Annotated in this window: 19 protein-coding genes, 1 rRNA gene and 2 riboswitches; of the genes, 12 read left to right on the top strand and 8 right to left on the bottom strand. The window is 47.3% G+C overall.

Annotation, left to right across the window (positions count from 1 at the left end):
- Window positions 1–39 precede the first annotated feature (39 nt).
- From rrf to MHI52_RS04795, 4 genes are all read left to right on the top strand, one after another.
- Window positions 40–156, top strand: a 5S ribosomal RNA gene (rrf, locus tag MHI52_RS04780).
- 199 nt (window positions 157–355) lie between these two features.
- Window positions 356–979: a deoxynucleoside kinase gene (locus tag MHI52_RS04785; protein WP_017690540.1), complete on the top strand. Its 624-nt coding sequence runs from the start codon at window positions 356–358 to the stop codon at window positions 977–979.
- Window positions 976–1,632, top strand: a complete 657-nt coding sequence (locus MHI52_RS04790) for a deoxynucleoside kinase (RefSeq protein ID WP_036672670.1) — start codon at window positions 976–978, stop codon at window positions 1,630–1,632. Before MHI52_RS04785 ends, MHI52_RS04790 begins: the two co-directional genes overlap by 4 nt.
- Window positions 1,633–1,957: 325 nt before the next feature.
- Window positions 1,958–2,440, top strand: coding sequence for a hypothetical protein (locus MHI52_RS04795; RefSeq protein ID WP_053061447.1), 483 nt, complete (start codon window positions 1,958–1,960; stop codon window positions 2,438–2,440).
- Between the two features lie 559 nt (window positions 2,441–2,999).
- On the opposite strand, the gene MHI52_RS04800 is transcribed toward MHI52_RS04795, so the two are convergent.
- The 7 genes from MHI52_RS04800 to MHI52_RS04830 all read right to left on the bottom strand — a co-directional run bounded on the left by MHI52_RS04800 (window position 3,000) and on the right by MHI52_RS04830 (window position 10,101).
- On the bottom strand, window positions 3,000–3,743 hold the full coding sequence (locus MHI52_RS04800; RefSeq protein ID WP_315372078.1) for a MerR family transcriptional regulator: 744 nt from the start codon (window positions 3,741–3,743) through the stop codon (window positions 3,000–3,002).
- Between the two features lie 322 nt (window positions 3,744–4,065).
- Window positions 4,066–4,731, bottom strand: a complete 666-nt coding sequence (gene thiE, locus MHI52_RS04805; RefSeq protein WP_282319357.1) for a thiamine phosphate synthase — start codon at window positions 4,729–4,731, stop codon at window positions 4,066–4,068.
- Window positions 4,731–5,543, bottom strand: coding sequence for a bifunctional hydroxymethylpyrimidine kinase/phosphomethylpyrimidine kinase (gene thiD, locus MHI52_RS04810; RefSeq protein ID WP_101314593.1), 813 nt, complete (start codon window positions 5,541–5,543; stop codon window positions 4,731–4,733). The genes thiE and thiD overlap by 1 nt, the downstream gene beginning before the upstream one ends.
- Entirely contained in the window at window positions 5,540–6,352 is an 813-nt protein-coding gene (gene thiM, locus MHI52_RS04815; protein WP_036672665.1) for a hydroxyethylthiazole kinase, read from the bottom strand. The genes thiD and thiM overlap by 4 nt, the downstream gene beginning before the upstream one ends.
- 926 nt (window positions 6,353–7,278) lie before the next feature.
- Entirely contained in the window at window positions 7,279–8,352 is a 1,074-nt protein-coding gene (locus MHI52_RS04820; protein ID WP_076253491.1) for an ABC transporter substrate-binding protein, read from the bottom strand.
- A gap of 167 nt (window positions 8,353–8,519) precedes the next feature.
- Entirely contained in the window at window positions 8,520–9,347 is an 828-nt protein-coding gene (locus tag MHI52_RS04825) for an ABC transporter permease (RefSeq protein ID WP_076253490.1), read from the bottom strand.
- Window positions 9,337–10,101 (bottom strand): ABC transporter ATP-binding protein, encoded by a 765-nt coding sequence (locus MHI52_RS04830; protein WP_076253489.1) that lies wholly within the window; start codon window positions 10,099–10,101, stop codon window positions 9,337–9,339. Before MHI52_RS04830 ends, MHI52_RS04825 begins: the two co-directional genes overlap by 11 nt.
- A 158-nt stretch (window positions 10,102–10,259) precedes the next feature.
- A riboswitch (TPP riboswitch) is annotated at window positions 10,260–10,362 on the bottom strand.
- Between the two features lie 217 nt (window positions 10,363–10,579).
- Here MHI52_RS04830 and MHI52_RS04835 point away from each other — a divergent pair.
- Both MHI52_RS04835 and MHI52_RS04840 read left to right on the top strand, forming a co-directional pair.
- Window positions 10,580–11,455 carry a radical SAM/SPASM domain-containing protein gene (locus tag MHI52_RS04835; RefSeq protein WP_036606150.1) on the top strand — a complete coding sequence of 292 codons (876 nt, stop codon included), beginning with the start codon at window positions 10,580–10,582 and terminating at the stop codon, window positions 11,453–11,455.
- Between the two features lie 347 nt (window positions 11,456–11,802).
- The gene (locus MHI52_RS04840) at window positions 11,803–12,471 is read left to right on the top strand and encodes a pectate lyase (RefSeq protein ID WP_036606151.1); all 669 of its coding nucleotides are present in this window, start codon (window positions 11,803–11,805) and stop codon (window positions 12,469–12,471) included.
- Window positions 12,472–12,646: 175 nt separating this feature from the next.
- On the opposite strand, the gene MHI52_RS04845 is transcribed toward MHI52_RS04840, so the two are convergent.
- Window positions 12,647–13,600 carry a copper amine oxidase N-terminal domain-containing protein gene (locus tag MHI52_RS04845; RefSeq protein WP_076253488.1) on the bottom strand — a complete coding sequence of 318 codons (954 nt, stop codon included), beginning with the start codon at window positions 13,598–13,600 and terminating at the stop codon, window positions 12,647–12,649.
- Window positions 13,601–13,765: 165 nt separating this feature from the next.
- Window positions 13,766–13,876: riboswitch (TPP riboswitch) on the top strand.
- Window positions 13,877–14,104: 228 nt separating this feature from the next.
- Here MHI52_RS04845 and MHI52_RS04850 point away from each other — a divergent pair.
- The 6 genes from MHI52_RS04850 (at window position 14,105) to MHI52_RS04875 (ending at window position 21,053) form a co-directional block, all read left to right on the top strand.
- Entirely contained in the window at window positions 14,105–14,698 is a 594-nt protein-coding gene (locus MHI52_RS04850) for an ECF transporter S component (RefSeq protein WP_036672660.1), read from the top strand.
- The gene (locus MHI52_RS04855; protein WP_405158570.1) at window positions 14,699–16,270 is read left to right on the top strand and encodes an ABC transporter ATP-binding protein; all 1,572 of its coding nucleotides are present in this window, start codon (window positions 14,699–14,701) and stop codon (window positions 16,268–16,270) included. It begins immediately after the preceding gene.
- Window positions 16,245–17,039 (top strand): energy-coupling factor transporter transmembrane component T family protein, encoded by a 795-nt coding sequence (locus MHI52_RS04860; protein WP_405158571.1) that lies wholly within the window; start codon window positions 16,245–16,247, stop codon window positions 17,037–17,039. The genes MHI52_RS04855 and MHI52_RS04860 overlap by 26 nt, the downstream gene beginning before the upstream one ends.
- 101 nt (window positions 17,040–17,140) lie before the next feature.
- Window positions 17,141–19,444 carry a PQQ-binding-like beta-propeller repeat protein gene (locus MHI52_RS04865; RefSeq protein WP_405158572.1) on the top strand — a complete coding sequence of 768 codons (2,304 nt, stop codon included), beginning with the start codon at window positions 17,141–17,143 and terminating at the stop codon, window positions 19,442–19,444.
- Window positions 19,445–19,575: 131 nt separating this feature from the next.
- Window positions 19,576–20,385 carry a methionine ABC transporter ATP-binding protein gene (locus tag MHI52_RS04870; RefSeq protein WP_405158573.1) on the top strand — a complete coding sequence of 270 codons (810 nt, stop codon included), beginning with the start codon at window positions 19,576–19,578 and terminating at the stop codon, window positions 20,383–20,385.
- Window positions 20,382–21,053: a methionine ABC transporter permease gene (locus MHI52_RS04875; protein ID WP_047841707.1), complete on the top strand. Its 672-nt coding sequence runs from the start codon at window positions 20,382–20,384 to the stop codon at window positions 21,051–21,053. Before MHI52_RS04870 ends, MHI52_RS04875 begins: the two co-directional genes overlap by 4 nt.
- Window positions 21,054–21,084: the final 31 nt, after the last annotated feature.

Below are 21,084 nucleotides of genomic sequence, written 5' to 3' on the forward strand. Positions count from 1 at the left end.
CAGAGAACAACAACTCTGAAATGTAAGCTAAGCTATGCGTTTGGTGGCGATGGCGGAGGGGTTCCACACGTACCCATCCCGAACACGACCGTTAAGCCCTCTAGCGCCGATGGTACTTGGACCGCAGGGTCCTGGGAGAGTAGGACGCCGCCAAGCAACAGGAAGACACACTTGATGATATCGAGTGTGTCTTTTTTATTTTAATGTAAATCATTTTATGTAATTCATTAGTTCTGATTTGACTTGTTATATACATAAAATACTGGCGTTCCAATCCTTAAAGCTGTGATACAATAGGTGAGGTCTATATAGAAAACGGAAACACGCATAAGTACGAGGAGGAACAGTGAACACGATGAAATCAGCCCCGTTTATTGCCGTGGAAGGTCCGATCGGAGCGGGGAAAACAACGCTGGCAACGATGCTTTCCCATGAATTGAATCTTCCGTTAGTTAAAGAAATCGTAGAAGAGAATCCATTTCTGGCTTCCTTTTATCAGGATATCGACGAGTGGAGTTTCCAATTGGAAATGTTTTTTCTGTGTAATCGGTTTAAACAGCTGGAAGACACGGGCGCTCATTATGTAGAGCAGAATACCCCAGTCATTTCAGACTATCATATCTATAAAAACATGATTTTTGCCGATCGTACCTTAAAGGGAACGAAACGGGATAAATATCGTCAAATCTATCATCTGTTAACAGATGATCTGCCAAAGCCCAACCTGGTGCTCTATATTGAAGCTGAACTCGATACGTTGATGTACCGCATTAACAAGCGTGGACGCTCATTTGAGCAGGATATGGACCCGGCATATATGGAACAACTGATCGCCGATTACAAAACAGGCATGGACTATCTGGCAAATAGCTCAAATCCGCCAGTAATCATTAAGGTCAATGCAGAGCAACTCGACTTTGTGGAACATCCTGAACACTTCAGGCAAATTGTTAATCAGGTAAAGGAGTATATCATATGAATAACTATGGCATTCCAACGAATGCATTAATTACGGTAGCAGGTACGGTTGGGGTGGGCAAATCCACGTTAACGGCTGCACTTGCGCAGCGTTTGAACTTCAAGACCTCTCTAGAGCAAGTTGATCATAATCCATATTTGGAGAAGTTCTATCATGACTTTGAGCGTTGGAGCTTCCATCTGCAGATTTATTTCCTGGCAGAGCGATTCAAGGAACAGAAAAAGATTTTTGAACTGGGTGGCGGATTCGTACAGGATCGTTCTATCTATGAAGATACGGGCATTTTTGCACAAATGCATGCAGATCAAGGAACCATGTCTGCTACAGATTTCGAGACATACAGCAGTTTATTTGAAGCGATGGTAATGACACCGTATTTCCCACATCCAGACGTGCTGATCTATCTGGAAGGCAGTCTGCCTTCGATTTTAAACCGTATTACGGAACGCGGACGCGAGATGGAGATTCAGACGGACCGTTCGTACTGGGAACACATGCACGAGCGCTATTCCGTGTGGATTGATCAGTTTACAGCTTGCCCTGTGCTGCGTCTGAACATTGATGAGTATGATGTGCATGATCCGGCATCGGTGGATGCCATTTTGGCACAGATTGCAGCTGTCATTCAGCCTTCCAAGGAAGTGCAAAGGTAAGATAGAGAGAGCTTTTCAATGTAGTTTTCTCGGTTACATTGGTTATATCTATGATACAGATATGGACAACATCCCTTCTACGGCTATTATGCTGTTGGAGGGGTGTTTTTTTATGTACCAAGGGAATGATTATGAGAGGTTTGTGGACAAAACTAAAATGATATTCGAGCGAATAAGGAAATGGATGCTTAATATATCTTTTCTATTATGTAAATACATGGCACCAAAAGTAGAAAAATGTTGAATAATAAGTCTTTTTGTGGTTTCATAGGAAAGGTGAATTCTGGAAAAGAAGCATATGCATGACTCAGGAGGGAAAGACAACGTGGAAGAGAAACAAGGAGTTAAAATCGGTATGCCGATCATTGGTGGCTTAATTGCAGCCATTCTGGGAGGCATCGTATGGGCAGCTATTGCTGCAATGACCGATTATGAGGTGGGATTAATTGCGATTCTGATTGGAGCGCTCACAGGTTACGCAGTTGTGTTGTTCTCCAATAAACAAATTGCGACGGTACATAAGATTATTGCCGTACTGTTTGCACTTGTCGGCATTTTGTTGGGGAAATATCTGACGGTGGTTTATTTTACTTCTGAACTGTTTGGTGATGTCGGCGTGATGGAACTTGTGTTTGATAGCGAGATGATCAGTGCGTTTGTGGAAACCTTCCAGGAGTACTTCAGTCAACCGATTGATTTGTTATTCATCGTGCTTGCGATTGTGTCTGCATGGCAGATTCCTGGCCGGATGGCGAGAACCAGTCTAGCTACGGATGCATCTTCATCGGATCACGCACCAAGAGCTTAATCGGATAGACGGTGGACGCTTGGCAGTAAAATGAAGAACGTTTGACAGAAGAAACTTAATGCTCATCATCCTAAGCACTTGTGAAAAGGTTATATCGAAGGACTGGGAGCAGAAGAAAAACGTAGTAAAGAGCATCTACTTTAAAAGATATTTATAAAGTACTCAGAGTGAGCAGCAGTTAGGCTTGTTCACATTGCGGCTGAGATACTTACATACATAGGGACGATACGCCTGAGGGTGTACGTCCCTTTTGTGTATACACCAGGTAGGGGGATATTGCTCATAACTTTTGCAACAATTCGGATCGATTTAAATTACTTACCACATAACCCTAGTAAATATCCAGCATGTTCATAAGGTTAATTACAAGAAAGATATGTTCACCCCAAAAGGTAGGTTCAGTTATCCGAAGGGTCATTTACTGTGAATAAAGCTGATGACGAGGGATTACTTTTATCACTAGAGGACAGAGCTCTAAGTTCAAGACTATCGTTTACAGTACACATCTGACGACAATGAGAATTAAATAAAACTGTATGTGGTTGAATACAGGGTTATATTATTTGTTTTGGTCAGCAAATACAGCCATAGCATCTCTCATAAATACTGCCAAACCATCGCCAAACTGATCAATATTACGCGTGAAGCGATCATCGTCCACGTACATCTGACCAAGTCCTCTGAAGGCTTCAGGCGAGTAGCTTCCCATCTGATTCAGCCAGGTGTACCATTCTTGAATACCGGCCTGTGCCTCGGCAGATGCTGGTTCTGTGTGACGAAGTGCGGCTAGACGCTTGTAGATTTCGTTCATTTGATTGGATAGAGCCTTCTGATCTGTGGTTGATTTACTGTGCAGCTTCTGATTTGCGTGATCGACGGCATGGTCTCCCCAACGTTCCCGCGCTTCTTGTTCATACGGATTCTGGCTAAAATCAAATCCTTCGAATTGTTCTTTGGCTGTCATTTTAATTTCTCCTCTCACGTGTAAAACCGTTCTATCAATGGTAGCAATCATCTGGTCCAAGCGTTGGCGCTTCTCCAGCAGTATAAGTCGATGCATTTTAAGTGCTTCTTCCGGATTGAAGGAGGGGTTGGTTATAATGTTTTTGATCTCCTTCAGAGAGAAGTCGAGTTCCTTGAAAAACAATATTTGCTGCAACCGTTCCAGGTTGGCATCTGAATATAATCGATATCCGGCAGAAGTTACTTCGTCCGGTGTTAACAATCCGATCTCATCATAGTGATGCAGTGTGCGCACACTGATCGAGGCAAGTTCGGCAACTTCTTTTACCTTCATGGCCATGTGTGAAACCTCCTTACAACACCGATTGTACAGTGTCACGTTACGTGAGAGTCAACCGTTGAAAATGAAAAAACAAGATGCGAGCATGGAAGCTGCATCTTGATCATGGATTGATGACAGGATGTGACTGGATATGACTGAATTATTATAACATTCAGTCACTGTAGGGGAGCGGCTGTGCTTCTATGTCGAAGACATGGGTTGCTGCCGCGCCGCGGGGGTGTTTTGAGGCTCCTCTGTTATGGAGAGGAGCGTGAGCAGTTGTGGGTTGCACCATGTATTCGGTGCAGCCCACGGGGCTGGCAGTGCAGGGAGAGCAGGGCTACGCCTGCATCCCGCACACTGCCGCAGCGAACTGCGCAGCCGCTGCGCGCACGTCGGCCGCGCCCGCGATGGCGGAGATGACGGCTACTCCGTCGGCTCCAGCCGCCATCACGGCGGCCGTGGTATCGGGCGTAATGCCGCCGATACCCACAATCGGAACTGCGATGCCTGCGGCGCGCAGTTCCGCCACCCCTGCGGGGCCCAGCACAGCGTGGGCATCCGCTTTGGAGCGCGTCGGGTACATGGGCCCGACGCCAAGGTAGTCGGCGCCCGCCTGCACGGCACGGCGCGCCTCTTCCACAGAGTGGGCGGATACGCCAAGCATCCGCCCATCTCCAATGCGGGCGCGTACTAGCGCCGCGTCCGCATCTTCCTGGCCGACATGCACGCCGTCGGCCTCCACCGCTACAGCCAGCTCCACATCATCGTTCACGATGAACGGGACCCCGTGCTGGCTGCATACCTCGCGAAGCCGCATTGCAAGCGTGATGCAAGCTTCGCCAACCAGGGCGCCAGTTCCCTTTTCGCGGAACTGGAACAGCGTGATGCCGCCGGCAATGGCCTGGCGCAGCACTTCCACCGGGTCTTGCGTTGTATTAACGCTGCCCATCACCAAATACACCTGCATCGCGCGTCGTACCGCTTCTGCATTCCAAGGGTGCATCACTGCTCACCCCGCTGTCTGCGCTGATACGCAAAATGATTTGTCGGCCCATGTCCGGCCCCAATCCCCAGCTCATCTTCGATGGCTGCCTGAATGAATGCTCGCGCGGTCGTAACGGCAGCCAGAACAGGTGAACCCTTGGCTAACTCTGCGGTGATGGCAGCAGAGTATGTGCACCCCGTTCCGTGTGTATGACGGGTTACCACACGAACATTCTCCAGATAATGAAAAGACTGCCCATCGTAGAGCACATCCACGATCATGCCACTTCCTTCATCATGACCACCTTTGACCAAAGCATACGTTGAGCCCATCTGTACAATCCGTCTTGCGGCTTCTTCCCGCTGGCTCAGATTGGTGATAGACATCCCGGTAAGCAGTTCCGCTTCCGGGATATTGGGTGTTGTGATCAGGGCATGGGGCAACAGATCCGTAACCAACGCCTGTACAGCTTCCTGCTGGAGAAGGGGGGCGCCACCTTTGGCTACCATCACAGGGTCGATGACCAGATTAGCCCAACGGTATTGCTGCCATTTCTCAGCGACTAGACGAATAATCTCGGCACTATATAACATGCCGGTCTTCGTTGCGGTTGGTTGAAAGTCTTCGCCGGTCGAGTCCAATTGCTGGGCAATGCCATCGTAAGGGATGGGAAAAACGCCCTGCACACCAGTTGTATTTTGGGCAGCAATAGCGGTGATAACGGTCATGCCGTATACACCAAGTTCTTGGAATGTTTTCAGATCGGCCTGAATGCCTGCGCCGCCCCCGTTATCGGAGCCTGCAATGGTTAGCGCTTGAGCAATACTCATACTGCACCTCCACGGATCTGACGGATCTGTGCGCGTTCTGCCAAGAGGTCTGGTGTTACTTGTGCCAGTTGATTCAACAATTCAATCTGGAAGCTACCCGGCCCCTGATGAGCTGTCCGCTCTGCCGCCAGTTCAGCTGCTACACCATAAAACGCTAGCGCTTCAACAACACTGCCTAGAAGATCGGCTCCTGATTCCGCTATGGCTGTAAAAGCGCCAATCACTGAACTGAGCAGACAGCCAGCACCTGTGACCTGAGTGAGCAGGGCATGACCATTACTCGTGAGGAATGTGGATTGTCCATCAGTAATAATATCTTCTTTTCCGGTAATGACCACGACACAGCCAAGTTTATGCGCTGCCCGCTCCGCAATGCCGATTCGGTCGCCCTCACCTGATCCTGCGTCCACACCTTTAATACTCCAACTCTCACCGATGACATTAGCGACCTCTGCCACATTGCCGCGCAGTACCGTGAGACGAAGTTCACGAATGAGCATCTGCACGGTTTCCGTGCGATAGGTGGTTGCGCCAGCTCCAACCGGATCAAGCACCACAGGCACGTGATGCGCATTAGCCGATTGGCCTGCCAGACGGATTGCCTGAACGACTTTGTCATCGAGTGTACCGATGTTGAGTACCACGGCTCCTGACATCTTGGCGACATCAGCGACCTCTTCATGAGCATAGGCCATAAAAGGGGACGCACCGAGTGCAAGCAGACCATTGGCTGTGAAGGGAGCCACGACAAGGTTAGTGATATTGTGTACCAGCGGATTTTGCGTACGAACACGTTCCAGATAAGACATATAATTTCCTCCTTGTTTTGAAGTAACCCGATCGGCGGAAGTCCGATATCTGGAGTCACTCAACAGAATAATTGGATATGAGTTCCCTTGTTGAGTTGGGGCGCAGAGTCTAACAACAGCCAGATGCATTAATGCGGGAAAAGCAGAAACGTAAAATCTAAATCAATTTCATAACTCACTAAAATGGATTTTTGGAACTGGATATAGACAAATTGAATCATTCTGATCGATATCTAGCGAAACAATAAAAAACGAAACGATACAAAATACAGAAAGTGAACCCAGGGTATTTCTCCAAACTCAGGCAAGCAATACTGTGATGGATGTTAGCATCCAACCAGTGTCTTGAAGTCCAGGCTGGTCGATACCCAACTGATTGGGGCACGATCGATCGGGGCACGACTGGTCAGACGATGTTTCTAAAGAACACAGGACGTCTTATTTGGCTGTCAGGTCCTCCTTTTGAAATGTAAGGAACATCAGACACGTTATTCCCAGAATCTCCTGACCAAAACGCTGCAAACAGCTATTTATTCTGATATAACATGTTTCAGGTTCTTTAGATTTCTGCAACCGCTCCAAATCCCTGAATAGGACGCCTCAGATTCGTTAGCGGTCGTAGCATGCTCTGTTTCGATCAAGTTAAGGAGCGTTTCAGCTCCCAGTAGGCTTGAAGATAAGCGCTAATTACATTACCAAATACATATCAACAAGCCACCCAAACGCATATCAATCTGCCCAGATGCACATCAAGCCACTTAGGATTGTTATAAATTCTGATCCTCCGATGCTTGCTTCAGGCCAATTCCATTTCGCAAAACTTCATGCATTCGATCCTACGTTTTGCTAACTTTGCTTTTAATCACATTGCTTTCATTCCCTTTATGTTCAATCACTTTTCCTTTATTCGCGTTGCTCTCCTTTATTTACTCTCCTTGCAGAGTAATAAAAGTATCCTCGGCTTTCACCGATTCAGGAATCAAATCCTGTTCAACGAGCCATGTACGTACATTTTCCCACGATTCCATTTCCTGCCGACCAAATGGTTGGCCTTCTTCATTCATGAGTGGTAGCAGAATTGCCAGGCTTTTGGTTTCGATCTCCGGGTCAAGCGGTGATGTTTCATTCTCATGAGCGAGCAGAATACTCAAGGCTTCTTCTGGATGCTCAGTCACATATTTCTGTCCTTCCTGGACCGCTTTGACGAACCGGGTAAGTTGGTCTTTTTTTGCTTCAATGCCAGCTTCACTTGCAGTCAGGACCAATTCATAATAATCAGGCACACCATAATCGACGGGGTTAATCGATTTCATGGCATGTCCTTCTTTCTCCAAAATCAATTGTTCATGGTTAATAAAACCACCCATAATCGCATCCGCTTGTCCGGAAGCCAGCGAAGGAATCAGATCGAACCCAACGTCGACCAGATTTATGTTGTCGGGATTGCCGCCATCCTTACTGATCATCGTGCGTACCATCGCTTCGTACAGAGGAATGGAGGAATAACCAACAGTCTTTTCTTCAAGATCTTTGGGTGAACTTACGTTGCCATTCGCTTCGGTCAACAGATGCACAAGCGGGTGCCGAACAACAGCAGCAATGGAACGTACAGGAATGTTCTCGCCACGCGCGAGCAAGATTTGGGGCTGGTAACTTAGGGCCAGATCAATTTTTCCGGCAGCAACAAGTTTGAGCGAATCATTGGTATCCGCAGGCATCTGAATATCGAGATCCAGACCTTGGTCTGCAAAGTATCCTTTTTCCTGAGCCACATAGATGAAGGAGTGTACTGCATTCGGGTACCAGTCGAGCATGATAGACAGTTTATCTTTGGCGTCTGATGCAGGTTCGGTTGCAGACGGATCTGTTTGCTGTGTATTGGTTGCCGAATCTGTTGTTGGCGTATTTTGGCTATTGTCTGTGGTGCTGCATCCGCTAACGATCAGCAAAAGGCTAATGAGTATGATGGGAAGCAGGGAGTATATACCTTTGTTATTCATAAATGAAGTTCCTCATTTCATCGTTTTGATTTGTAGAAAATGGGCAACAGCATGTTAACGATAATGTGACAATGAACTGATTGAAGATGTTGCTGAAATTGTGCATAAGATATGTTTTGTTTTGAAGATTGTAACTACTGTATTTACATCTAATTTCTGTCTAAGTATTATCCAACCTTTCTTTTGCCTCCATGACGATGACGCCGTATGCTAAACCGTTTCTCCAGCCAGGTAATCAGTACAAACAAAACGATCCCAAGCAGGGATAACAGCAAAATGGCGGCAAACATCGCATCCGTGTTCATGTTGCTGGACATACGACGGCTGAAGTACCCTAGACCTTTGCTACCACCGAGCCATTCGCCAATCGTTGCCCCAACCACGCAGTACACCACAGACATCTTTAGCCCCGAGAAAAAAGAGGGAAGTGCCAGCGGAACCTGGAGTTTGCAAAAAATATCCCACTTGCTGGCGCCCATGGTGAGCAACAGTTCACGCTGCTCTGGATCGCCTTGGCGGAGTCCATCGTAGGTACTGACCACAATGGGGAAGAATGCGATTAAAAATACCACGGCGACTTTGCTCCACAACGTGTAACCAAACCACAGGATAAATACGGGGGACAAGGCAATCAACGGTATGGTCTGACTGATCACGATGAAGGGATACAATGCCCTTTCAATCGATCGGTTCATATGCATGCCTGTTGCCAGCGTAATTCCAGTCACTATGGACAAGACAAAACCAACAACAACCTCCATAAAGGTAGCAGGCAGATGGATGGTCAACAGCAGACGGCGATGCTCAACCAGTGAGCTTACGATGGCCGTGGGTGCAGGAATGATGAAGGAGGGCACCCATCCCATACGCACAATCACTTCCCAGATCGCCAGTAATAAGAACATGAGCATAATGAACAGACCATATTGGGAAAACGACCTCGAGAGCCACTTTAAACACCACGTCCAGACGCTAACCTCAGCTCTATCGTGCATGCAATTGTTCCTCCAGTTGTTGCCTCATCTGCACGAGAGCCGGTTCGTAGATCATGTCCGAATGCCTTGGGCGTGGTAAAGGAACCGTCATCTCCTGCAACTGCTGACCTTGCCCTCCTGGAGTTAACAGAATGATACGGTCACTTAACAGCAGGGCTTCTTCGATGTCATGTGTAATGAACATCACGGTTTGGCCAAAGCTCTCCCACAGCTCCAGCAACCAGCGATGCATTTCTCGTTTGGTTAATGCGTCGAGTGCACCGAAGGGTTCATCCAGCAACATGAGCTGCCCGCCTGTAAGCAAGGTACGAAGCAATGCCACCCGCTGCCGCATGCCGCCGGATAACTCATCCGGATAGGAATGTTCATAACCGGACAAGCCGAACCTTGCCAATCCTGCGATGATATCGGCTCGTAGTTTGTCCTTATCCTGTCGGCCTGGTGCAAGCTCGGCAGGTAGCATGCAGTTCTCCATGACGGTACGCCAGGATAACAGCAGATCTTTCTGCGGCATATAGGCGACTCGTCCGAGCCGTTGTCCTTGCGGGACATCAGCTATATCGATGGTGCCAACGGTTGGTTCATGCAAGCCTGCGAGCAGCTTGAAGAGCGTGCTTTTACCTGATCCGCTGGAGCCGATGAGCGAGACAAATTCTCCTTGTTGAACCTGAAGCGACACATTGGAGAGCACAGGGGAACCCTTTTTTTCGGGAAAAGCAAAGCTTACGTTGTGAATGGTTACATGGTTATCCATCTGATCCTCACCCCCTTGATGTCAGACTACTGCAATAACAACGGCATCCTATACTCTGCAAAAGGAACAAAAAAGACCCACCCATTTCCGGAGAAATGAGTGGGTCTGTAAGTTAAATCCGCAATTTATCTTCACATACATGAAAAAATTCCGCTTACTAAAAGGCCGCTCCACTTCCCTCCGCTGGTATGATCCAGATCAGGTTCAAAGGGTCCGAATAGTCATATTCGTCTCAGCCGCAAGGCTCCCCTAGTGCAAAAGTTCAAGATATGCAGTTGTGTGTTCAGCATATATCAATCGAACATGAACTGTAAAGAGGCAGCATGATAGAATTCTTGAGATGAACTTGGAGTCATACCCGAACAACTGAACAATTTACCTGGGCTCCCTAACCCGATATAATAGTGGTGGCGCATATTGGCCGGATCACAAATGCAGGTGGGATTGTTCTCCCTCCTAGGCAGAATGGGGACCCGAGTTGAAAACGTTCAAAAAAGTATATATTGAGATCACGAGTATCTGCAATCTGGCATGCAGCTTCTGTCCGCAGACACAGCGTGCCAAAGGATTCATTGACCCTGAAGTCTTCAACAATATACTGGATCAAGTTAAACCACACACCAATCATATTTACTTACATGTCAAAGGTGAACCCTTGTTGCATCCCAAAATAGATCTGTTGCTCGATTCCGCACATGAGAAGGGACTCAAGGTGAACATTACAACGAATGGTACACTGCTGCCCAAGACTCAGCATAAATTGCTTGGCAAACCGGCGCTGCGGCAGATGAATTTCTCCCTGCACAGCTTCGATGGGCATGAAGGTTCAACAGATCGTGACGGGTATCTGCGTCATATTTTGTCCTTTGTACACGAGGCCGTTAAGCACAATGTCATCATTTCATTCCGGTTGTGGAATCTGACACAGGATAACTTCACAAATGCTCAGATGAATCGAAATCGGGAGACCCTTGAAGTATTGGAACGTGAGTTTAATCTGGACTTCCGCATTGAGGAAAAAGTAGTTCCAGGCAGCGGGGTCAAAATTGCCCCGAATGTATACCTGAATCAGGACCATGAGTTCCAGTGGCCAAGTCTGGATGCACCTGAAGATGACGGTAAAGGCTTTTGCCATGCACTTCGCGGTCAGGCAGCTGTGCTTGTAGATGGAACGGTGGTTCCATGCTGTCTCGATGGCGAGGGTGTGATTAACCTTGGTAATGTGCACGAGAAGTCATTCTCGGAGATTATTGAGGGTGAGCGAGCGAACAATCTGGTATATGGCTTCTCCAAACGCGAAGCTGTAGAAGAGTTGTGTAGAAAGTGCGGTTATCGTCAGAGATTTGGAGCCTGATATCTTATATCAGCAAGCCAGAAGCCATTCAAGATCACACATTTGGAGACAAATGCAGTGGTCTTTCTTTGTTATCGGGGATTAAGTGAGGGGTATATACGTTACAAATGAGCATACCAGAGGTTGATATGAGCATATTGCTTGAGAGACCTAGCATGCAAAAAATGCCGATATGACAGGGATTGTACGATGTCATGATATATCTGATCTAATGATTATTCTAGTTACCTCCCTTATTTGGTAAGATTAGGTTGTAGATCGGACAGAGGTGCACCTCTGAAGATCTTCCAGTACAAGCCCAGGCTGTACACTACCAAAAAACGAGAGAATAAGGGAGGAATAAAGTTATGAAAAAAATGTTGACGTTGTTACTGTCCGCTGGTTTGGTTGCTTCTATATTTGGTGCAGTTCCGGCTGCGGCTGCGCCTACGGTTGTAAATTCAACCATTGTGGTTCCAAAGGGCACGACCTATGACGGCCAAGGTAAAACATTTGTAGCCAATCCTTCCACACTGGGCGACGGATCTCAAGCAGAAAATCAGAAGCCAGTCTTCCGTCTGGAGGCAGGGGCCACGCTCAAAAACGTAAACATTGGATCACCAGCTGCTGATGGTGTTCACTGTTATGGCAACTGTAATATATCGAATGTGGTCTGGCAGGACGTGGGCGAGGATGCACTGACATTGAAGTCTGCCGGAACGGTTAACATTACCGGTGGGGCAGCGTATAAGGCTTATGATAAAGTGTTCCAGATGAATGCAGCTGGAACAATTAACATCAAAAATTTCCGTGCAGATGATATTGGCAAACTGGTTCGCCAAAATGGTGGAACTTCCTTTGCAGTTAACATGACGCTGGATAACTCCAACATTTCCAATGTGAAAGATTCGATTATGCGTACAGACAGCAGCACATCACAAGGGAAAATTACGAATACCCGTTATTCCAAAGTGCCAACCCTATTCAAGGGATTTGCTTCAGGTAAGACCAGTCAATCCGGCAATACGCAATATTAAACAGGAGATTGAATCGCTGGAGTTGGTAAAAGTTAAGCTCCACTTGTGATTTGAAGTTAAAATATAACGCCAAAAAGAGCGTCCCAAGGTCATTGCCACAATGACTTTGAGGGCGCTCTTTGTAATGCAGATGTGATAATTTCTGCTGAGCAATGTCTTATAGAGGATGCTCAGACTATTTCTCTCCCGGAACTTCAACGATGACTTTGCCTTTCTCGGGGACAACAGAACCGGTATCAATAGAGCCCAATTTGTTCATGATCTCGTAAGAGGTTTCTTCAAGCATGCGAGAGTACTTGAATGATACGAGTGTTTGACCTGTTACGGAAGGACGAGTCCCTGCTTCAGCAACGGCTTTGTTTTTAATAAAGAACAGGTCACCGATGGTTCCGGCATTTTTGCTGATGTTAGCCTGCCATTGTAACAGTGCACTTCCATTTTTAAGGATATAATAACTGATCAGATCGTTATCCTCAACAACGAAAAAACGATCTTTTTTACCTTGCTCAAAGATGTATTCAATGGATGAATCCACCGGACCCAAAGGATTGCGAATGTCCAGACGTGCTTGTCCCAGTTCAGAGAAGCGTGGCAGATGCAGTGCGGCTTCACGCGTCACAGTCAGATCGGAACTGTTATATTCTTTTACAATCGTAGCATCGGTAGTGTAAATATAGGCTTCCTTGGCCTTCTGGTTCCACTGCACCTTGGCACCAAAAGCTTCACCGATGGCACGGAGCGGAAGCATCGCTTTACCATTCACCAGAATCGGCGCTGAGGATAATGTCGCATTCTGACCGTTTTTCTTCATTGTTTTGCTGTTAGGTGTAAGGACATACTTATCGCTGCCTGTGCTAATGCTGATCTCTTTTGTTTTGTTATTGTAACCAAACGTATAGTTGCCGAGGAATTGAAGCTCCGTCAATGCCACGTACGTAATACCCTGCCGTATGACAACATCATATTGAGCTTGAACATTGTTAATATAAGCTGTCGGTTTAGGTTTAGTTGCTGCGGCTTCCGCCACAGTGGATGAGAGTAAGGCAGGTGCCGTGCCTGCGGTGAGTATCGAAGCGGCAAGGACCATTTTCCATGTTTTAAGCTGCCAAATAGAATTGTAATCTTTCATCACTATCAATCTCCCTTCTAATGTTTAAGACGGACCACATAACCTAAATGTTTCATATTATGGAAAGTGAACCATCAGATTATTTCCCCTATTACCCCAAATGAAGCATGATGATTTTTCTAGGGATTGCCACAAATACCCATCTGATGTACATTAGAAGCAATGAAATAAGTGAACCGGGAGCTCAATGAAGTTGGGCTGAGAGAGTGGCCTTGTGCCGCTGACCGTACATCTGATCTGGGTAATGCCAGCGTAGAGAACATGGATTTGCGATATGTAAGGGTGAATTGTGGGAATGAACGTGGATGAACAACAGACCTCTTTGAACTGTGGTGGTGTATCTGCCATGACGGAGGGGTGCTGGTTGATATTCCGTATTTTCGACATCCATCCATTACATCATTGTGAGGATTGTACACTGTACGTAAGGCCTGCCCGGAACCGGGGAGGCTTTTTCGTTATTATGATAACCCCCACAGGGAATAAAGGAAGGACGTAGAGAACATGGCAACAACAGCAGGCAACAAGCGATTGAAACTAACGGATATTCTGGTAACCATCGTGATCGCAGTAGTGTTTGGGGTAATTTACAAGATATGGGGACCTACATATGACTTGATGAAACCATTTGGTGTTCATGCGGAGCAGATGATCTACGGCATGTGGTTTATGGCGGGCACGTTTGCTTTTGTTATCATTCGTAAACCAGGTGTGGCTATTCTTGCCGAAGTTGCGGCTTCAACGGTAAGTGCTTTTCTGGGTAGTGAATGGGGCATGTCCACACTTGTATACGGTCTGTTGCAAGGATTGGGAGCCGAGATATTCTTCGCCGCATTTTTGTATCGTAAAACCAATCTGTTTGTCACCTGTCTTGCAGCCATAGGAGCCGCAGCGGCTTCGCTTTTGCTGGATTACCAGTACGGGTATATTGATTCACTCTCGGCGTGGAATTATACGCTATTTATCGGATTCCGCTTCATTGGAAGTATTCTGATTGCTGGAGTGTTTGCTTATTATCTTGCCAAAGCATTGGAACTAACCGGTGTAACGCGTTCACTCAGACCGGTATCCAAACAAGATTATGAGGCACTGGATTAGATGAACGGGGAAGAGAATTCGCAAGCGGTAAGTGTGACAAATCTAAGATGCAAGTTCCCGGGAGAGAAAGCCTTGGTATTTCAAGGCTTGTCTCTTTCTGTGCGTCAAGGAGAGAAAGTGCTGTTGCTTGGCCCAAGTGGCTCCGGTAAATCAACGTTATTGCAAATTCTGAGCGGTCTGATACCACGTTCGGTTGAGATTCCGATGAAATGTGATGATATTCAGATTCCCGCCAAAGCAGGAGTGGTCTTTCAAGATCCGGATACCCAGTTCTGTATGTCATTTACAGATGAAGAGATCGCATTTGTTCTGGAAAACCGAAATATTCCGCGTGAAGAGATGCCTGCTCTGATTGAATATTATCTGAAACAAGTGGGGTTATCCTTTGAACAGAATCGTGTATTGATCCAGTCCATGTCTCAGGGGATGAAGCAGCGTCTTGCGATTGCTTCGATGCTTGCCATGGACCCGGAGGTATTGTTTTTGGATGAACCCACTGCACTGCTGGATGATGAGGGGACTTCCCAGGTGTGGGATACCGTCAAACGAATCGCCAGTGACAAAACGATCATCATCGTTGAACACAAAATAAACAAGATTGTAGATATGGTCGATCGCATCATTGTGTTATCACCTGAAGGAAAGATTGTGGCGGATGGGCCAGCACAGCAGGTATTTACGGATGAACGGGGCAAGCTGAAGGCTTATGGGATCTGGTATCCAGGCATATGGGAGGAGCAAGAGCGGGCAGCTAAGGAAGAAGAGGGAAGTACTTCTGGAGAGCTTCAAGTGTGTGTGGACCACGGCATCTCAAGTTTGGAAGCACAGCAATCGTCTGGCTTATCCGATACACCGGGTATATCCCCCATATCTCACGACTCATCCTTTTCGCCTGTATCTCCCGCCTATCTGCCTGCACTGGACTTGCAGCAGTTCACTGGATGGCGTGGGAAAACACCTTTCATTCAGGTGGAGCAGGCCAAGGTATGGCATGGAGACTGGATTGGTATTGTCGGAGCTAATGGAGCTGGCAAGAGTTCATTGTTGTTATCTCTGATGAATATCCTGAAAACAACAGGTCATTATGAGGTGGAAGGTCAGCCTTCTGGCAAAACGGAGCAGCTTGCAGATCGAATTGCGTTTGTATTTCAGAACCCGGAGTTTCAATTTGTGACCAACACGGTCGCGGAAGAAGTGGAATTCTCATTGCTGGGGGGCAGGCTGACAACGGAAGAAAGACTTGTCAGGACTGATCATATGTTGAATCAATTTGGGCTAATAGACCTCTCCGAGCGCCATCCCTACCAATTATCGATGGGGCAGAAACGACGCTTGAGCGTTGCCTCTGCACTGGTGAGAGAGCAGCGAATACTGCTGTTGGATGAACCTACTTTTGGACAGGATGCCCGCAATACGTTTGCCATTTTAGCACAGCTGGAGCAATTGCGGAGAGAGGGAACAGCTATTGTCATGGTTACCCATGATCGTGAAATTGTAAAAAGATATTGCACCCGAATCTGGACGGTAGATGAGGGGAGGTTATCTGATGCAACTGTCGTTTCCTCACCGTGAAACCTGGCTTCATAACGTCAATCCGGGATTAAAGATGATCATTCTGACGATGATGTTTGTCATCGTTATCCTCATTCACAATCTGAATGTAATGGCCAACGTTGCGTTGGCGATGATGCTGTTACTGTGCTGGGCAGGTCATCCGTGGTACAGATTGATGCTGTACGCATCACCATTCATTCTGGTGTTTATCTCCACGTCTACAGGCATGATGATGTTTGGTAAGGGCGAGACCACATGGTATAAGTGGGGACTGATCCACATAACCGAAGAGAGTTTCTATCGCGGTCTGCACTTGGGTTTTCGCTCGCTGACTATGGCCGCGGCTGGGTTACTTTTTGGTCTTACGACCAAGCCTGTGAGACTGTTTTATTCCCTGATGCAGCAGTGGCGGCTTCCCGCAAAATATGCCTATAGCTTTTTGGCCGCGATGCGCATGATCCCCATTTTGCTGGATGAATTCCAGACGCTCCGTTATGCGATTCGTATTCGTGGAACACAGCAACTCGGCTCTCGCTGGAATGTGTATGGTACACTCAAGCGTTACGCTATTCCGCTGCTGGCACAGAGCATTCGCCGTGCACAGCGAATGGCGGTAGCAATGGAAGCGAAAGGGTTCACAGATGGCGCGAGCCGCACGTATTACATTCAGATTGGCTATTCGCGAGCTGATCTGTGGTTTGTATTTTATTATATGCTCACCTTAACGGCTGCTTATTACATCGGGGTTACCTTTCCTTATCATGCTACGATGGTGGATGTAAGGTAATACGGGCAGATAGATAGAAATATATTGAGGTAAACGGTAACCTTTTCCTTTTTACTGCGTCTCTATTGGAAATAACTTCTAATGAATGGGGATGAACGAGAGTGAAGACGGGTCCTGACTGGCAGAGAACGGGGTACAAATGGATTACCATGACTGGATTATCAGCTGTGCTGTTGACGGGCTGGATGCTGCTGGATTCCAAAATGGTCGCCCTTGAAGGACAAGCTTTGGCTACAACGCCACAAGCATTGGGGGAAAGTTCCCAAGTCTTAACTGCAAAGTTAGCTTACAAACAAGGAGACACCGTTACGCTTATTAATGACATCCCTCTGTTCAAAAACAGAAGGGACGGCAGTGTGGCTGCTGACAAGCTGGGGATTGAATACTATACAACAAAAAACGAAAAGTATACGTTGGCCTCGGTTCGAGGTGAGTGGGTGCAGCTTAAGTCAACCGAGCATGGAGACTTTTGGCTGCCAAGTTGGTATGCCCTGAAGGAGAGCAGAAGCATGACGGAAACAGCTCCCCAAAGCTTCACACTCCAATCAGGCAGCAAGCTGTATCTGGCTCCGGATAGTTCTACAACTTGGTCTTTTGAGAAAGCGCTAACAGATAAGGCTGTTATTGTTGCAAAGTGGAAAGGCTGGTATGGGGTATCCATTGCTCCACGAGTCTGGAATAAAGAATCCTCCACGTATCGGCCAGGACTCTTCTGGATCAAGGCACAGGCTATAGAACAGCGGATGAATGTGGCTGATGGCTGGTTCAATCAGGAGGCATCGCTGCCAACTTCGGTTATACGCCATCTGACAGATATGAAGCTGAACAAGGCAACCACCTCCAAACAAGTGGCTGGGTGGTTAGGCGAGCCGGATTGGAAAGAGAGTTCAAGCAATCTAAATTTCACGGGTTATTCAATGAGTATTGGACAGACCTGGAGATATGAGCGGGAAGATGCGCAATTTCTGGTCACATTAAACAAGAATGGCAGACTGGCCAGAACACGCTGGAATTTAGCACAGGATAATCGAAATGCTGTTGTTTCCGATTGGAACATCAGTCGGGCGGATGAATATGGGTTCACAACAAAAATCTATGGCACAACACTGCCAACGACAATCCCTTGGAAACCGGTATGGACCAACCAGGGGGATATTAACTACACTTTTTTACAAGCAGCCACGGATGATGTGCTCCTGATGAAAGGGGATGACGGTGGATTCAGCGGGGGTTACTACGAAGGTTCTATATATGCCCTTGACCGACATTCCGGCCAGCAATTATGGGAGATCAACGGGGGTTTTGGAAGACAGCAGGCAGTGGTGGATGCAGAGCGCAAATACGTTACAATCTACACCGATTATGACCCTGATAAGAAAAAATACGTGGATCGTATTCGTCATCTGAACTTGAAGAACGGAAAGGTCATGTGGACGTACACTCCTAAGCAAAATTTTAAACTAAATGGCATCACCGCTGCGAAGAACGTTGTGGTTGTAGATAACCCGGTTGTTGAGAGCTCAAGCAACAGTTGGTTAACGGTTCTGGACAGTGCAAACGGAAAAACATTGTGGACGCGAAAACTGGCTAAGGGTTATGAATTATTGAACAAGAGTGCAGATGACCCCTATGTGTTGTATTGGGAAAAGAATAAGCTAGTTGCAGCCGATCCGCAATCGGGCCGAACCGTATGGAGCTTGAAAGCTAAACGATCTACCATAGAACAATTTGTGAATGATCCATATTTTGATGGAATCGAACGTATGGATCCCTTTGCAACCACGAATGCTGAAAGATGGCTATCGTTAGATAATCAGTGGCTTCTGCTTGATCTGAACACGGGGAAAAAGCTTGCCCAATTCCCTGTTCTGGTAGGACAGAGATTTGAGGAGCTGGATGATGGCATGTTGTTGATCCGTGAGAACAAAAACGGCGATCATTACGGCGAATATGAAGATTTTACAACCACCCTGTATGATGCCAAGACAGGCAAAACACGCTGGACGATCAAGGGCAAGATTGAACGAGGACTGGTGGAAGAGGATCAGTTGTATGTGATTAAGAACGGTTATCCAGCGGCTGTGGATTATAAAACGGGGGAGACGCGTTGGAATGCCAAAGATACGATTGCAACACTAAGGCATCCGACGAATCAGGGAAGTTATCTGGTCATTGATGATCAGTTGCTGTTGCCCATGGACGAAAATCTTCTCGTAATGAACAAAAAGAATGGAGCACTGTTAGGTCGTGTACATGACGTTGTGATGGGAAACCCGGAGCACCGGGACCGGGATGCGAAGAATGGAATGATTAACCGGATCGGTAATGAAGTGTATGTGGGTTCGTCCAACGGACGTTTTCGTGTACATGAAGCCAGCCGCCTGCAGGAGGCAATCTCACCTTAAAAGCTTGTCTCGTAAGGGATGTTGATTTATTATAAATGAACAGGCTTGCTCGCGCTCCGGTTATCGGCTGTGCGGGCTTTCTTCATGTGTTCTTGAAGAACCATGCATGATCATTCACGGGAGGACTCTCCATGATCTCATTATATGGTGTAAGCAAACGTTATAACGAGCGCGGTTCCCGTGCAGATCAGGGATTCGAAGCATTAAGCTCGGTGTCCCTCGAAGTGGGACAAGGAGAAATACATGGCATCATTGGATCAAGTGGTGCAGGCAAATCCACACTTCTGCGGATGCTCAACGGGTTGGAAAAGCCGGATGATGGTGAGGTTGTTGTGAATGGGCAGCACCTGACCCAGATGAATGAACAGAGTCTGCGTCAGGCACGAAGATCCATTGGCATGATCTTTCAACACTTCAATCTTGTCAGTAACAGAACGGTGAGTGGCAATGTCTGCATGCCATTGGAGCTTGCGGGTATGCCCCGTGTGCAGCGAGTTGAACGTGGACTTGAGGTGTTGCGGTTTGTTGGACTGGAAGACAAGGCGGGTCAATATCCTGCTCAGCTTAGCGGAGGACAGAAGCAGCGTGTGGCGATTGCACGAGCGCTGGCCAGTCGTCCGGATGTGCTGCTCTGTGATGAACCGACCTCTTCGCTTGATCCACAGACCACGAACGGTATCCTGGATGTGCTACGACATATCAATGAAACGCTGGGCGTGACCATTGTTGTAGTAACGCATGAGATGGAAGTGGCTCGCAGACTATGTCACAGGATATCCGTCATGAAGGATGGGCGACTAGTTCGTACGTTGTCTAAAGCGGAAGTGAGCAGTATCCCTGCTCCGCAGCCTGATCTGCTGACCTCCTTGCTTGCGGGTGACGAATACGGGATGACAGGTTCGTCTCTGTTCCGTAAGGCAGAACAGGAGGACAAGTCATGAGGTTACCTGAGTCTGTGCTGAAATATCAGCATGAGATATGGCAGGCGATCGGAGAGACTTTTGTCATGGTGGGTATCTCCATTGCGGCAGCTGTTCTGATCGGGTTACCTCTGGGTACACTGCTGTACTTATTCCGGAGAGGACAACGGTATCAGAATCAAACGCTGTCCTTTGTACTCGGCAGTGTCGTTAACATCGTTCGTTCGTTTCCGTTCTTACTGCTGGTTGTATTCATGATTCCATTCACACGGATTGTTGTGGGAACGTCCATAGGTACGTTGGCGGCAACCGTGCCACTCTCGGTCATTGCAATTGCCTACTACGCCAGACTGGTGGAACAAGCGTTGCTGGATGTACCGAGGGGAGTGGTTGAAGCTGCTGCTTCCATGGGGGCATCGACGATGCAACTTGTGGTGAAATTCTTGTACGTGGAGGCACGATCTGGTCTTGTACTGGGACTCACAACAGCTACGATTAGCTTCATCTCCTACTCGACGGTGATGGGTATTGTAGGTGGCGGCGGTGTTGGTGACTTTGCCATTCGCTACGGTTATCAGCGCTTCGAAACGGAGATTATGGTATTTACGATCATCATTATGATTATCCTGGTACAGATGATCCAATTCACAGGTAGCAGACTGTCCCACTGGCTGGATCGCAGATCCTGAACGGTTGGACCGTGCATTATTACGAATAACC

The organism is Paenibacillus sp. FSL H8-0283 (assembly GCF_045040675.1).
Classification (GTDB): Bacteria; Bacillota; Bacilli; order Paenibacillales; family Paenibacillaceae; genus Paenibacillus; species Paenibacillus amylolyticus.

What these genes read in the sequence shown, in the direction of transcription:
- MHI52_RS04785 (WP_017690540.1), top strand. Translation starts at nt 356, where the DNA reads ATGAAATCAGCCCCGTTTATTGCCGTGGAAGGTCCGATCGGAGCGGGG.
- MHI52_RS04790 (WP_036672670.1), top strand. Translation starts at nt 976, where the DNA reads ATGAATAACTATGGCATTCCAACGAATGCATTAATTACGGTAGCAGGT.
- MHI52_RS04800 (WP_315372078.1), bottom strand. Translation starts at nt 3,743, where the DNA reads ATGGCCATGAAGGTAAAAGAAGTTGCCGAACTTGCCTCGATCAGTGTG.
- thiE (WP_282319357.1), bottom strand. Translation starts at nt 4,731, where the DNA reads ATGCACCCTTGGAATGCAGAAGCGGTACGACGCGCGATGCAGGTGTAT.
- thiD (WP_101314593.1), bottom strand. Translation starts at nt 5,543, where the DNA reads ATGAGTATTGCTCAAGCGCTAACCATTGCAGGCTCCGATAACGGGGGC.
- thiM (WP_036672665.1), bottom strand. Translation starts at nt 6,352, where the DNA reads ATGTCTTATCTGGAACGTGTTCGTACGCAAAATCCGCTGGTACACAAT.
- MHI52_RS04820 (WP_076253491.1), bottom strand. Translation starts at nt 8,352, where the DNA reads ATGAATAACAAAGGTATATACTCCCTGCTTCCCATCATACTCATTAGC.
- MHI52_RS04825 (WP_076253490.1), bottom strand. Translation starts at nt 9,347, where the DNA reads ATGCACGATAGAGCTGAGGTTAGCGTCTGGACGTGGTGTTTAAAGTGG.
- MHI52_RS04830 (WP_076253489.1), bottom strand. Translation starts at nt 10,101, where the DNA reads ATGGATAACCATGTAACCATTCACAACGTAAGCTTTGCTTTTCCCGAA.
- MHI52_RS04840 (WP_036606151.1), top strand. Translation starts at nt 11,803, where the DNA reads ATGAAAAAAATGTTGACGTTGTTACTGTCCGCTGGTTTGGTTGCTTCT.
- MHI52_RS04845 (WP_076253488.1), bottom strand. Translation starts at nt 13,600, where the DNA reads ATGAAAGATTACAATTCTATTTGGCAGCTTAAAACATGGAAAATGGTC.
- MHI52_RS04850 (WP_036672660.1), top strand. Translation starts at nt 14,105, where the DNA reads ATGGCAACAACAGCAGGCAACAAGCGATTGAAACTAACGGATATTCTG.
- MHI52_RS04855 (WP_405158570.1), top strand. Translation starts at nt 14,699, where the DNA reads ATGAACGGGGAAGAGAATTCGCAAGCGGTAAGTGTGACAAATCTAAGA.
- MHI52_RS04860 (WP_405158571.1), top strand. Translation starts at nt 16,245, where the DNA reads ATGCAACTGTCGTTTCCTCACCGTGAAACCTGGCTTCATAACGTCAAT.
- MHI52_RS04870 (WP_405158573.1), top strand. Translation starts at nt 19,576, where the DNA reads ATGATCTCATTATATGGTGTAAGCAAACGTTATAACGAGCGCGGTTCC.
- MHI52_RS04875 (WP_047841707.1), top strand. Translation starts at nt 20,382, where the DNA reads ATGAGGTTACCTGAGTCTGTGCTGAAATATCAGCATGAGATATGGCAG.